This is a genomic window from Lachnospiraceae bacterium oral taxon 096, from assembly GCA_018141845.1.
Classification (GTDB): domain Bacteria; phylum Bacillota; class Clostridia; order Lachnospirales; family Lachnospiraceae; genus F0428.
Genome location: CP073340.1, coordinates 268132 through 281168, shown reverse-complemented (window position 1 = coordinate 281168; position 13037 = coordinate 268132). Strand labels below are relative to the sequence as shown.

10 protein-coding genes and 2 tRNA genes are annotated in these 13037 nt (G+C 39.5%); 10 read left to right on the top strand and 2 right to left on the bottom strand.

The annotated features are described in order from the left end of the window. The first annotated feature begins 56 nt into the window (after positions 1 to 56). The 8 genes from J5A74_01340 (at position 57) to hydF (ending at position 9583) form a co-directional block, all read left to right on the top strand. Positions 57 to 129, top strand: a tRNA-Gly gene (locus tag J5A74_01340). Between the two features lie 158 nt (positions 130 to 287). Next, complete coding sequence (locus tag J5A74_01335; protein QUI96029.1) at positions 288 to 896, top strand: HD domain-containing protein; 609 nt, start codon at positions 288 to 290, stop codon at positions 894 to 896. Then, positions 883 to 2715: an ABC-F family ATP-binding cassette domain-containing protein gene (locus tag J5A74_01330; GenBank protein ID QUI96028.1), complete on the top strand. Its 1833-nt coding sequence runs from the start codon at positions 883 to 885 to the stop codon at positions 2713 to 2715. The genes J5A74_01335 and J5A74_01330 overlap by 14 nt, the downstream gene beginning before the upstream one ends. Positions 2716 to 2846: 131 nt before the next feature. Beyond that, positions 2847 to 4964, top strand: a complete 2118-nt coding sequence (locus J5A74_01325) for an MMPL family transporter (protein ID QUI96027.1) — start codon at positions 2847 to 2849, stop codon at positions 4962 to 4964. 111 nt (positions 4965 to 5075) lie between these two features. Further along, on the top strand, positions 5076 to 5798 hold the full coding sequence (locus tag J5A74_01320) for a L,D-transpeptidase (protein QUI96026.1): 723 nt from the start codon (positions 5076 to 5078) through the stop codon (positions 5796 to 5798). 62 nt (positions 5799 to 5860) lie between these two features. Beyond that, positions 5861 to 6925 (top strand): [FeFe] hydrogenase H-cluster radical SAM maturase HydE, encoded by a 1065-nt coding sequence (gene hydE, locus J5A74_01315; GenBank protein ID QUI96780.1) that lies wholly within the window; start codon positions 5861 to 5863, stop codon positions 6923 to 6925. A 13-nt stretch (positions 6926 to 6938) separates the two neighbouring features. Beyond that, a complete protein-coding gene (gene hydG / locus J5A74_01310) occupies positions 6939 to 8381 on the top strand; it encodes a [FeFe] hydrogenase H-cluster radical SAM maturase HydG (protein QUI96025.1) in 1443 nt (480 codons plus the stop codon). A 14-nt stretch (positions 8382 to 8395) separates the two neighbouring features. After that, a complete protein-coding gene (hydF, locus tag J5A74_01305; GenBank protein ID QUI96024.1) occupies positions 8396 to 9583 on the top strand; it encodes a [FeFe] hydrogenase H-cluster maturation GTPase HydF in 1188 nt (395 codons plus the stop codon). Positions 9584 to 9629: 46 nt separating this feature from the next. On the opposite strand, the gene J5A74_01300 is transcribed toward hydF, so the two are convergent. Then, positions 9630 to 9974 (bottom strand): P-II family nitrogen regulator, encoded by a 345-nt coding sequence (locus J5A74_01300; GenBank protein QUI96023.1) that lies wholly within the window; start codon positions 9972 to 9974, stop codon positions 9630 to 9632. Positions 9975 to 9983: 9 nt separating this feature from the next. After that, the gene (locus J5A74_01295; GenBank protein ID QUI96022.1) at positions 9984 to 11222 is read right to left on the bottom strand and encodes an ammonium transporter; all 1239 of its coding nucleotides are present in this window, start codon (positions 11220 to 11222) and stop codon (positions 9984 to 9986) included. Between the two features lie 179 nt (positions 11223 to 11401). Here J5A74_01295 and J5A74_01290 point away from each other — a divergent pair. Together J5A74_01290 and J5A74_01285 are read left to right on the top strand one after the other, a co-directional pair. Further along, positions 11402 to 11474 (top strand) — tRNA-Gln (locus J5A74_01290). A 213-nt stretch (positions 11475 to 11687) separates the two neighbouring features. Beyond that, entirely contained in the window at positions 11688 to 12938 is a 1251-nt protein-coding gene (locus J5A74_01285) for a transposase (GenBank protein ID QUI96779.1), read from the top strand. The last annotated feature ends 99 nt before the right edge of the window (positions 12939 to 13037 follow it).

The following is a 13037-nucleotide window of genomic DNA, read 5'->3' as shown; positions in this document are numbered from 1 at the left end:
GATTGGTTGGAAATGGATAGATGGTGTTTGATATGTGGTTTTGAAGGTATGAATTTGCGCGAGTGGCTCAGTTGGTGGAGTACGACCTTGCCAAGGTCGGGGTCGCGGGTTCGAGTCCCGTCTCGCGCTCTAATGAATAAGAATAGTTTTATAGATGAGAACGGCATTGTAGGTAGTTTACAATGTCGTTTTTTCGTTGGTTAAATATTACTGGAATTTATGACTTGAAGAGATTCTTGAATATCGATAGAATGGTAATCAGTGATAATTTTTTAGGGAGGTAGGAGATGACAACAACAGAATTTTTAGAAATTTTAAAAATTGCAGGGAGATTGAAGGTGAATACTCGCCATTGCTACACAGAGGAAAATCGAAAGGAAAGTGTCGCAGATCATACTTATCGAATGGCACTAATGGCAATGCTCTTGTCCTGGGAAGAGGAATTTGCCAAGGTGGACATGAATAAAGTGATTCGGATGTGTTTAATTCATGACTTAGGTGAAGCATTTACAGGAGATATACCGTTTTTTGACAAGACAGATGCGGATGTCAAGGAAGAGGAGAAAATTTTTACTTCTTGGGTAGAAACTTTTCCTGAATCACAAAAAAGAGAGTGGCAAGAGCTTTTAAGGGAGATGGAAGATCTTAAGACCATAGAGGCCAAGACTTATAAGGCATTGGATAAATTAGAGGCCGTGATTTCACATGATGAATCAGATATTCAAACTTGGATCCCACTGGAATACACTTTACAATTTACTTATGCTGTAAAGAACACAGCTTTTTCAAAGTATTTGACTGAATTGAGAGAGGAACTTGATCTTTGGACAAGGCAAAAAATAGAAGAAACAGAGGAATTAAAAGCGGGGGAGACAGGCAGAGATGAATCTCATTAATATCGAGAAGGCAGAGAAAAATTTTATTGGGCGACAGCTCTTAGATCAGACTGATTTTTATCTTCACGAGGGGGAGAAAGTTGGAATTATTGGTGTCAATGGTTCAGGAAAGAGCACATTACTTCGTATTATTGCAGGATGTGAGGAGCTAGATGCGGGAACCTATGTAAAGGCAAATCACATTGTGATTAGCTACTTGCCTCAAAATCCAGAATTTGACTCAGAAGAAACCGTGCTTGCCTCGGCCGTCAAGGGAACAGAAAATGCAGATAATATTGAGGCCATTCGTGCTGATGCGAAGGCGATGTTGCTTGAGCTTGGCATTCATGAGTTTGACAAAAAGACCTTATTACTCAGTGGTGGGCAAAGAAAGAAAGTAGCTCTCGTGCGAGTGTTGAGTGTACCGGCGGATGTCATTGTGCTTGATGAACCGACAAATCATTTAGATTTGGAAATGAATGAGTTTTTGGAAGAAAAGTTAAAAAAATTAAAGGCTGCACTGGTGATGGTTACTCATGACCGCTATTTTCTTGATGCAGTGACAAATTCGATTGTTGAGTTAGATCAAGGAAAATTATATTCCTATCATACCAATTATACAGGATTTTTGGAGCTAAAGACACAGAGGGAAGAGATGCTTCTGGCCTCTGAGAGAAAGAGAAAATCGATTCTTCGCACGGAGTTGGAGTGGATAAGACGAGGAGCGAGGGCAAGGTCAACAAAGCAAAAGGCAAGAATTGAGCGCTACGAAGAAATGAAAAATGTACAAGACTTCAAGGAACAGGGAAAAGTCGAGATGGGCTCTATTTCTTCTCGTTTAGGTAGAAGTATTATTGAACTTCAACATATCAATAAAAGCTATGATGGAAGGACATTGATTAAAGATTTTAACTATATCTTTTTAAAGAATGATCGCATTGGATTTGTTGGAAGCAATGGCAGTGGAAAGACTACCTTGATGAAGATGATTATTGGTCAGGTTCAACCTGATGCAGGAGAAATTTTGATTGGTCAGACAGTAAAGATTGGTTATTATAGTCAAGAGATGGAGAGGGATTCCAATGCGGGCATTGCTTATATGGATCCGAAAATGCGAGTTATTGATTATATTAAGGAGACAGCAGAGTATGTTCGCACAGAAGATGGATTGATTTCTGCTTCCCAAATGCTTGAGCGATTTTTATTTACTCCACAGATGCAATACACATTCATTGAAAAACTTTCTGGAGGAGAAAAGAGGAGACTTAATTTACTGAGGGTGTTGATGGAAGCTCCCAATGTTTTGATTCTTGATGAGCCAACCAATGATTTAGACATTGCAACACTGACCATTTTGGAGGACTTTTTGGATCATTTTCAGGGAGTGGTTATCATTGTTTCTCATGATCGCTATTTCCTCGATCGAACAGTTCGACGAATTTTTGCATTTGAGGGGAATGGACAGATTTCGCAATATGAGGGTGGTTATACAGATTACTGGAATAAGGTCGGGAAAAAGCAATCGGCAGTAAATGTTGCCACTCCATCAAAGAAGGAAGGGGAGGCATCTGGAAATTCTAAGGTCACTTGGAAGCAGAGAGAAAAAAAGTTAAAGTTTACTTATCAGGAACAAAAGGACTTTGAGGTGATTGAAGAAGAGATTGCTGCCTTAGAAGAAAAACTTGCAGATTTAGAAAAAGAGGAAATTGCAGTGGCATCGGACTATGTAAAACTAGCCACAGTGACAAAGAAAAAGGAGGAAGTAGAGACCAAGCTCCTAGAAAAAATGGATAGATGGGCGTATTTGGAGGAACTTGCAGAGAAAATTAAAAATCAATAACAGGAAAAATAGCAAATAACGAACGATTGTATTATAATCGTTCGTTATTTGCTATGTGTTGATATTTACAACAACTGTCCTTTATACTATACTTAGCTAGAAAATGGAGATAGAGAAGAGGAGAAGAAAGAATGAAACTTTCAGGATTTATTGTAAGGCACAATAAGGGAGTACAGAAATTATTTATTCTGATTGTGTTCGTCAATTTATTGTTATTTCCATTTGTTGGAATTAACTATGACTTGACGAAGTATTTGCCAAATTCTGCTCCATCGAAGGCTGCGATTAACAAGATGGAAGAGAGTTTTGGATATCCAGGTACTGGCCGAGTGATGCTCAATGATGTCACATTATATGAGGCCAAGGCATTAAAGAATAGGATGGAAAAGGTTGATGGTGTGGATATGGTTTTGTGGTGTGATACGACCACCGATGTCTATGAGGGATCAGATTTTATTGATTTCTCAAAGTTAGATGACTATTATAAGGACAATAAGGCCATTATGGACATCACTTTTAAGCAAGGAGACACCAGCAAGACAACACAAAAGGCGATTCGGGAGTTACAAAAAATTACAGGGGACAAGGGATATTTTGTAGGCCTTGCACCACAGAGCTTGGCAACGGAAGAAAGTGTCAACACACAGATGAATATGATTTTGGTGATTGCCTTTATCTTTATTTTTTTGATTTTGTTGTTGACAACTTCTTCTTGGTTTGAGCCAGTGCTATTTTTAACGGCTATTGGAAGTGCTATTTTTTTAAATGGAGGAAGCAATATTTTACTTGGCAAGATTTCCTTTTTGTCAAATAATGTGATGACGGTGTTACAATTGGCTGTTTCCATGGACTATGCTATTTTTATGCTTCATGCATTTATGAGAGAACAAAAGACGACATCGAATCGAGAGGAAGCCTTGACTAAGGCATTGGATCTATCGATCAAGACCATTTTAGCTAGTTCTTTGACCACATTTGTGGGATTTATTGTATTGGTGTTGATGAAGTTTAAAATTGGAGAGGATATGGGACTTGTTCTTTCCAAGGGTATTTTATGTAGCTTATTTACAGTTATTTTTTTGATGCCATCGCTGATTTTAAACTGGTCTCCACAGGTAGAAAAGTTTCATCACCGTTCATTTTTGCCAAGTTTTAAGCGAACAGCCAGAGTATTTGTAAAGATTAGTCCAGTGATGATTATTCTTTCGCTAATTATTGCTCTTCCTGCCTATGTGGCTCAGAATAAGAATACATTTCTGTTTGGAAATGATGCTGTTGGTGCGGGAAAGGGAACAAAGATTTACGACCAACAACAAGAGATTGATCAGACATTTGGAAAATCGAATCTATTGGTTGCCATTTTTCCCCACACGGATGATGTCAAGGAAAAGAAACTTTCTGATGAATTGAAGGCAAGAGAGGATATTAAAAAAGTTCAATCGATTGCAGCCTATTTGCCTGACGGTGTGCCAGAGAGTATCTTGCCAAAGTCAACCACAGAGTTATTTCACAAAAATGGTTATACGAGGTTTTTGATTTATACAAGAACCAATAGTGAAAGTGAGGCAGCATTTCAGTCTACAAATGCAGTTACAGAGATAATTAAAAAGTATTATCCAGAGGACTCCTATGTCACAGGAAATACGCCGAGTACGATGGACATGAGGGATATGCTGACTAAGGACTATGCCTTAGTCAATAATCTGGCAATGGTGGGTATTTTCTTGGTTGTTGCGTTTTCATTTAAAACACCGATTCTTGCGATTGTAGCACTCATTCCGATTGAGATTGCCGTATTTGTCAATATGGCATTTCCATATATTGCGGGGGACAGTCTACTCTTTATGGGATATTTGATTGTCAGCTGTATTCAACAGGGAGCCACCGTAGATTATGCGATTTTGACCATTGATAATTATCTTGGCTTTCGAAAGGAAATGGGAAAGAATGAGGCGGCAATCGCAACAATTGAACATTCTCTTCCTTCCATTGTGACTTCGGGATCGATTTTGTTGGTCTGTGGATATGCGGTATACTTTATTTCTTCTGTGCCAGCAATTGCAGAAATGGGACATTTGATTGGAAGAGGGGCCATTTGCTCAATGGTATTTGTCACCACACTTTTGCCAGGTTTGTTAAAATTGATGGATCGCTTTGTGGTAAAGTCAGATAAGCCAAAAGAGAAAAAGATAAAGAGCTTTTCTCTTCCAAAGAAACCAATAAAACTTGGAAAGAGAGTATTACATTAATATTAAGTTTGTTGAAAAGATACTGTAAAAACCTTTTACTTTTATTTGATGGTTGCTTGTGGTATAGTAGGAAAGAAGTTAAAAATGGAAGTAGGAGGACAGTTTTATAGGATGAAAAATGTAACAAAAACTTTATTGCTTGCTGCATGTATGACGCTGGGCGTGTCAACGGCTGCACAGGCTGCTGGTTACACATCAGCATCACAATCAGGACCTGGAGTAGGACCAAGAGTACAAAGACAACAGATCGGACCGGGAGTAAAGAAAGATTCAGGGAATAGTAAACCGGTTGCGAATGATTCGAATAATACGGCGAACAATTCTACAATTGGAACACCATCGATGACACCAGCCAGTGCGATTGCACAGTCGGGTGTAAGCATTTATGTCAGTAAGTTACAGAGAAAGTTGACCTTATATAAGGATGGACAGGAAGTTAATCATTGGGATTGCAATATTGGAAAGAATGTTTCTGCACAGACAAAGAGTGTGGAAGGTGATGCCATTACACCAATGGGAAGTTTTTATGTCTGCACAAGAAATTCACACAGCATTGCGTACAAATCTCTGGGATTGTCCTATCCGACAGCTAGTGATGCCGATCGTGGATTTAGTCAGGGAATTATTACAGCTGGGCAAAGAGATGCCATTAAAAATGCCATTGCCAATCGTCAATGTCCGCCTTGGAATACCGCTTTGGGTGGAGAGATTATGATCCACGGAGGATATTCTCCAACAGGAACAACGCATGGATGTGTGGCTGTGGCCAATAGCGTAATGGATGTGCTATGGCAATATGGCCAGTTGGGTATTCAGGTGACCATAGGAATATAGCAAAAAATGAGGGGAGAGTTTTCAAGTTTGACTTGGAGACTCTCTCATTTGCCGAGGAGACAATGGAAGATAGGGTCAAAAATTTGATTGATCGTCTATATCGTGGCGATCAGTTGGAGATCAAAGAGTATAAAGGACTCGTTGAAGGTTATACACAGGAGAATGCAGCGTATGCCAGAAAAAAAGCAGTAAAGGTGAGAAAAAGATGGTATGGGAATAAAATTTTTATTCGAGGGCTGATTGAGCTAACCAATATTTGCAAGAATGATTGCTACTACTGTGGAATAAGGCATAGCAATAAAAATGTATCGAGATATCGCCTGACGAAGGAAGAAGTGATGGAAAGTTGTAGGGAGGGATATGCCCTTGGCTTTAGAACATTTGTACTTCAAGGGGGAGAAGATGGATATTTTACGGATGTAGTGATGACTGATTTATTGAGAGGAATAAAGAGAGAATATCCGAAGGTTGCCATTACCTTGTCGATTGGAGAAAGAAGTAAAGAAAGCTATCAGAGGTTATTTGATGCAGGGGCAGATCGATTTTTGCTTCGACATGAGACGGCAAAAAAGGAACATTATCAACATTTGCACCCTGAGCAAATGAGTTTTGAGAGAAGATTGGAATGTCTTAGAGAGTTAAAAGAAATTGGATTTTATGTGGGATGTGGATTTATGGTTGGTTCACCTGGACAAACGGTGGAGAGTCTTGCAATGGATTTAAAGCTCATAGAAAATTTGCAACCACAGATGTGTGGCATTGGACCATTTATCCCACAAAAAGACACACCATTTCGAAATGAAAAAGCAGGAAGTGCAGACTTTACTTGTTATTTATTGTCGTTAATTCGACTAATTTGTCCAAAAAATCTATTGCCTTCGACGACGGCACTGAGTACCATTGATGATTTTGGAAGAGAAAAGGGAATACTGGCAGGAGCCAATGTGGTTATGCCCAATTTGTCGCCATTTGCAGTGCGAAGTAAGTATACACTCTATGACAAAAAGGTATTTTCGGGCAGTGAATCTGCACAGGAATTAGCAAAATTGAAGGAGCGCATGTGCCGAATTGGATATGAGATTGTAGAAGATCGAGGGGATATGAGCTCAGTAAAAGAGGAAGAATAAAAGAGGAAAAGATATGTATAACATCAAATCACGAAAGGCCGAAGAATTTATTAGCGATCAAGAAATTCGAGAGACCATTGCATTTGCACAGAAAAATAAAGAGAATAGGGAAATGATTGCTCAAATTTTAGAGAAGGCTAGACCAGTCAAAAAGGAAAAAGGTTATGTCTGTCAGGGGTTAAGTCACAGAGAGGCCTCTGTCTTACTGGCATGTGAAATTCCAGAAGTTGTGAGAGAAATCGAAAAGATTGCAGGAGAAATTAAGGAGGCGTACTACGGAAATCGCATTGTTATGTTTGCTCCCCTGTATTTATCTAATTATTGTGTCAATGGTTGTGTGTATTGTCCATATCACGCAAAGAACAAGAGTATTGCGAGAAAGAAATTGACACAGGAGGAAGTGCGGGAACAAGTCATTGCACTTCAGGATATGGGACATAAGAGACTTGCTCTTGAGGCTGGAGAAGATCCTGTAAATAATCCAATTGAATATATTCTAGATTGCATTAAAACAATTTATAGCATTAAGCATAAAAATGGAGCCATTCGCCGTGTCAATGTCAATATTGCGGCAACAACGGTAGAAAATTACAAAAAATTAAAAGATGCAGGCATTGGAACCTATATTCTTTTTCAGGAAACCTACAATAAACAGAGCTATGAACAGCTTCATCCGACAGGTCCAAAACATGACTATGCCTATCACACAGAGGCAATGGACAGGGCGATGGAAGGTGGAATTGATGATGTTGGTTTGGGCGTTCTTTTTGGCCTTGAGGGATATCAATATGAATTTGCAGGTCTATTGATGCATGCAGAGCATTTGGAGGCTGTACATGGTGTGGGACCGCATACAATCAGTGTTCCAAGAATTAAAAAAGCAGATGATATTGATCCCAATGCATTTGACAATTCCATCTCGGATGACATTTTTGCAAAGATTACGGCTTGCATTCGTCTAGCTGTTCCTTATACAGGAATGATTATTTCTACGAGAGAATCAGAGAGTGTGAGAAAGCGATTATTGAATCTTGGAATTTCCCAAATTAGTGGGGGATCGAGGACCTCTGTCGGTGGATATGAGAAAGAAGAGCGTCCACATGACACCGAGCAATTTGATGTCTCTGACCAGAGAACACTGGATGAAGTCGTCGAATGGTTGATGGAGAATGGTCATGTTCCATCATTTTGTACTGCTTGTTACCGAGAGGGAAGGACGGGAGATCGCTTTATGTCACTGTGTAAGAGCGGACAGATTCTCAATTGTTGTCATCCCAATGCATTGATGACATTGACAGAGTATCTGGAAGACTATGGTGCAGAAAAGACAAAGCAGACAGGATTTACAATGATTGATCAAGAACTTGAAAAAATTCCAAATGAGAGAACAAAAGAAATTGCAACTAGTCATGTCAAAGAGATCAAGGAATCAAATCATAGAGATTTTCGTTTTTAAGGTGGGGGAAGGACATGGAGCGAGTGCATATAGCATTTTTTGGACTTCGCAATGTAGGAAAAAGTAGCTTAGTCAATGCCATTACATCACAAAATCTCAGTGTTGTCTCTGAGGTGAAAGGGACGACGACAGATCCTGTAAAAAAGTCAATGGAGCTTTTGCCCATAGGACCAGTGGTGATTATTGATACCGCAGGGCTTGATGATGTGGGAGAACTTGGAAAATTGAGAATGAAAAAAACAATGGAGGTTCTTCATCAGACAGATATTGCCGTGGTGGTAAAAGATGCTTGTAGTTTTTCTTCTTCAAGGGAGGAGAGAGAGTATCACACTTTGTTTTTGGCCCTAGAGGAGCGAAAGATTCCCTATATTGTTGTTTGGAATAAAATAGATATTGTACATTTGGTCACTGAGGCTGAAAATGAAATTGCAGTCAGTGCAAGGACAGGGGAAAATATTTTTGAATGCAAGGAATTGATTGCCAAATACGCAAAGAAAAAACTCAGTCAATTGGAGGAAAAAAAGATTTTGGCAGATTTGGTAAAAGCGGGAGATAGCATTGTCCTTGTAATGCCACAGGATGGATCGGCACCAAGCAAAAGATTGATTTTGCCACAGCAACAGGTTTTGAGAGAATTGCTCGATCTACATTGCACAGTGATTAGCTGTCAAGATGAGGATTTAGAGCACACGCTTTTGATGCTGAGAGAGGATCCTAAATTAGTGATTACAGATTCTAAGGTCTTTGGTCAGGTCAATCAAATCTTACCTGATCATGTGCCATTGACTTCCTTTTCTATTTTGTTTGCACGCTACAAGGGGAATTTGTCAAAGATGCTCGAAGGAGCGAGTATCTTGTCAGAGCTTCAAGATGGAGACAAAGTATTAATCAGTGAGGGATGTACACATCACCGTCAATGTGAGGATATTGGAACTGTAAAGATGCCAGATTGGATTCAAAAATACTCAAAGAGTAAACCTGATTTTCATTTCACCTCAGGGGGAACATTTCCTGATGAAGAGGAACTTTCTCAATATCGACTGGTGGTTCATTGTGGTGGGTGTATGCTCAATGAGGCACAGATAAAAAGCCGATTAATGGCAGCAGGAAAGGTGAATCTACCTGTGGTCAATTATGGAATGGCGATTGCCAAGATGAATGGAATGTTGGATCGAACGATTCAAATCTTTTCAGAGAAATAGAAAAAAGGGGAGCTGTCGCACTGAGCGATATGCTCCCTTTTTTGGTTTAGTAGATGGCCTCATTTCCTCGCTCGCCAGTGCGAATGCGCACTGTATCCTTTAGGTCGTAGATAAAGATTTTTCCATCACCTGGTTTTCCAGTTCTAGAAATAGAGCAAATGGTTTCGACCACTTTGTCGACCCATTTTTGGGAAGAAACGACAATCTCAAATTTAATCTTAGGTAACATTTGAATATCGACACGGGAACCTCTGACAATACTTGTGTATCCGCCTTGAATTCCGCAGCCCATAACTTGAGAAATGGTCATTCCATGGACACCGAGTCCATCGAGGGCTTCTTTAATTTCTTCGTATACATCTTCTCGTACAATGGCATCAATTTTTGTCATATTTCCTCCTTAATCAAGACCGTTAAAAGCTGGGTAAGCATGTTCGCCGTGCTGAGTGATATCAAGACCTTGTTTTTCATCTTCTTTGGATACACGAAGTGGAGCAAATAGGGAGACAATCTTTGCACAGACAATGGTTCCAACTACAGCGATGGCTATGGTAATTCCAATAGAAATTAGCTGGGCAATAAATAGGTGCATATCTCCAAAAACGAGACCACTGTGGGCCACTTTTGGACTAATTGATTTCTGGGCAAAAAGTCCAGTGGCGATGGCACCCCAGATACCACCAGCCCCGTGACAGCCAAAGGCATCAAGGGCATCGTCGTAGCCGATTTTATGTTTTACAAATGAAGTCATAAAAAAGGCCAGTGGACTGACAACAGCTCCGATAATAAAACAGCTCCAAAGAGGAACATAGCCTGCGGCAGGGGTAATGGCCACAAGGCCTAAAATACCACCGGTAGCTGCACCAACGACCGTTGGTTTTTTGGCAATTAGGACATCGACGAGCATCCAAGAAACCATGGCCACAGCTGCTGTTGTATTGGTAGTAAGAAAGGCATGAACAGCAACATTGTCTGCGGCTAGTGCACTGCCTGCGTTGAAGCCAAACCAGCCAAACCAAAGTAATCCTGCACCAAGAAGGACAAAGGGAATATTGTGAGTTCGGTAGTTGACATGACTGTAGCCACGACGCTTTCCAATGAGAAGGGAGAGAGTCAAACCACTGACACCAGAACTGATGTGAATGACATTTCCGCCAGCAAAGTCAAGAGAGCCTAGCTCATCGAGCAGACCATGCTCTCCCCAGATCATATGAGCAAGTGGATAGTAGACGACGAAGGACCAGAGAATAACAAAGAGAAAAATAGCCTTGAAGTTCATTCTACCTGCAACTGCACCTGTTAAAAGGGCAGGAGTGATAATTGCAAACATCATTTGAAAGCTTGCGAATAAATAGGATGGGATATTGGGAGCATACTCGCTTGGTTTTCCTTCTAGTCCCATTAAAAAAATAGAGCGAAAGTCTCCGATTATTCCGAAGTGATTGCCACTAAAAGAAAGGGAATATCCGCAGATAATCCATAGAACAGAAGAGACGCCCATGACAAAGATGGTCATCATCATTGTGTTGAGGACATTTTTTCTTCGCCCCAATCCACCATAAAAAAAGGCCAGGGCGGGAGTCATCAACAATACGAGTGCCGAGCAAATCAGTACAAATGCAATGTCGCCAGTGTTCATTCAATTACCTCCTAAAAATAAAAAGGGGTGCCTGAACCTTCGTTCAAGCACCCTTGCTATGCGTAGTAGCATAGAGCAAAAACAAATGATTGTCAAGATAAAATGATTAAAAAGAAAAAAACAAAAAACACTTGACGAATAAAAAAAATTAGGGTATCATATACAAGTCGAAAGGACATTGGGCTATCGCCAAATGGTAAGGCAACGGACTCTGACTCCGTCATTTTCAAGGTTCGAATCCTTGTAGCCCAGCTAGTTATAAGAGTGCGAGGAATCGTGCTCTTTTTTGCATATATAAAATTTTTTATAATATAACAGCCAGAAAACCCATGGTCTTTAGACCGTGGGATGAATGGCGTTAGGTTTACAACATATATATTTTACTTAAATACTATCATTTAAAATATATGCTATAATACATATATAGGAAATCCTATTTCCGAGTCTATGAAAGGAGAAAATCGTATGTATCTTACTGTAAAACAACAAGTGAAACATCTGTCCAAGGAAGATTACATCACAATCAGGGAACTTTGTCATACGGCTAAGAATCTTGCTAATGAGGCAATCTATAATGTGCGTCAGCATTATTTTACAGAAGGTGAATTTCTCAAGTATGAGAAGAATTACACTCTTTTAAAGAATAGTCCTAATTATAAGGCCTTAAATTCCAATATGGCACAGCAGATACTGAAAGAGGTTGATGGCTCGTTTCAGTCATTTTTTGGTCTGCTTAAACTTGTCAAGCAGGGAAAATATGCTTTTATGGATTGTAAACTGCCACATTATCTTCCAAAAGATGGATACACAACACTGATCATTGGTTTTGTAAGACTTAAGGGTAATCAGCTGATACTTCCGTTTTCCAATAGTTTTAAGAAAACGCATAAGTCTGTTGAAATTACGATACCACCCATACTTCTTGATAAGACGATAAAAGAGATACGCATTATACCGAAAGCGAATGCAAGGTTCTTTGAAATCCAGTATATATATGAAGCTGAATGTATTCAAAGAAATCTAAACACAAACAACGCACTTGCACTTGACCTAGGTATCAACAATCTCGTAACAGCCGTATCAAATAGTGGTCAATCGTTCATTATTGACGGGAAAAGACTGAAATCGATCAATCAGTGGTTCAATAAAGAAAACGCCCGTTTGCAATCGATAAAAGATAAACAGCATTTTAGTAGAAAGCCTACAAATAGACAAAAAGCAGTTGCTCGTAATCGCAACAATAAGGTGAACGACTATATGAATAAAACTGTTCGTAGGGTGATAGATTATTGTATCATCAATAATATAGGTACGCTTGTTGTTGGTTACAATGAGACTTTTCAACATAACAGTCATATTGGAAAGCAAAACAATCAAAATTTTGTAAATATCCCTTATGGACAGTTGCGTAACAAATTGGAATATCTTTGCAAACGAAATGACATTGTTTTTGTAAAACAGGAAGAATCCTATACATCGAAATCATCTTTTTGGGATAGAGACGATCTCCCTGTTTACAATGCCGATAATCCAAAAGAGTATCCGTTTAGTGGCAGAAGATTACATCGTGGTCTATACAAAACGGCAAGTGGTAAAACAATCAATGCAGATGTTAACGGAGCATTAAATATCATGCGTAAAAGTAGTGTTGTGGATATGAATATTCTATACAGTAGAGGCGAAGTGGACACGCCGATAAGAATAAGGATTGCCTAATTACTTAGGTGGAAACTTAAATATCAAACTTCTTAAATAGAGCTGTTAGGCTCTTAGAAGCCCATTACCTTTAGGTGATGGGTAGTTCACTTATATAGT

Excerpts from the sequence above, each read along its gene's own strand:
- J5A74_01335 (QUI96029.1), top strand. The coding sequence starts at position 288 with ATGACAACAACAGAATTTTTAGAAATTTTAAAAATTGCAGGGAGATTG.
- J5A74_01330 (QUI96028.1), top strand. The coding sequence starts at position 883 with ATGAATCTCATTAATATCGAGAAGGCAGAGAAAAATTTTATTGGGCGA.
- J5A74_01325 (QUI96027.1), top strand. The coding sequence starts at position 2,847 with ATGAAACTTTCAGGATTTATTGTAAGGCACAATAAGGGAGTACAGAAA.
- J5A74_01320 (QUI96026.1), top strand. The coding sequence starts at position 5,076 with ATGAAAAATGTAACAAAAACTTTATTGCTTGCTGCATGTATGACGCTG.
- hydE (QUI96780.1), top strand. The coding sequence starts at position 5,861 with ATGGAAGATAGGGTCAAAAATTTGATTGATCGTCTATATCGTGGCGAT.
- hydG (QUI96025.1), top strand. The coding sequence starts at position 6,939 with ATGTATAACATCAAATCACGAAAGGCCGAAGAATTTATTAGCGATCAA.
- hydF (QUI96024.1), top strand. The coding sequence starts at position 8,396 with ATGGAGCGAGTGCATATAGCATTTTTTGGACTTCGCAATGTAGGAAAA.
- J5A74_01300 (QUI96023.1), bottom strand. The coding sequence starts at position 9,974 with ATGACAAAAATTGATGCCATTGTACGAGAAGATGTATACGAAGAAATT.
- J5A74_01295 (QUI96022.1), bottom strand. The coding sequence starts at position 11,222 with ATGAACACTGGCGACATTGCATTTGTACTGATTTGCTCGGCACTCGTA.
- J5A74_01285 (QUI96779.1), top strand. The coding sequence starts at position 11,688 with ATGTATCTTACTGTAAAACAACAAGTGAAACATCTGTCCAAGGAAGAT.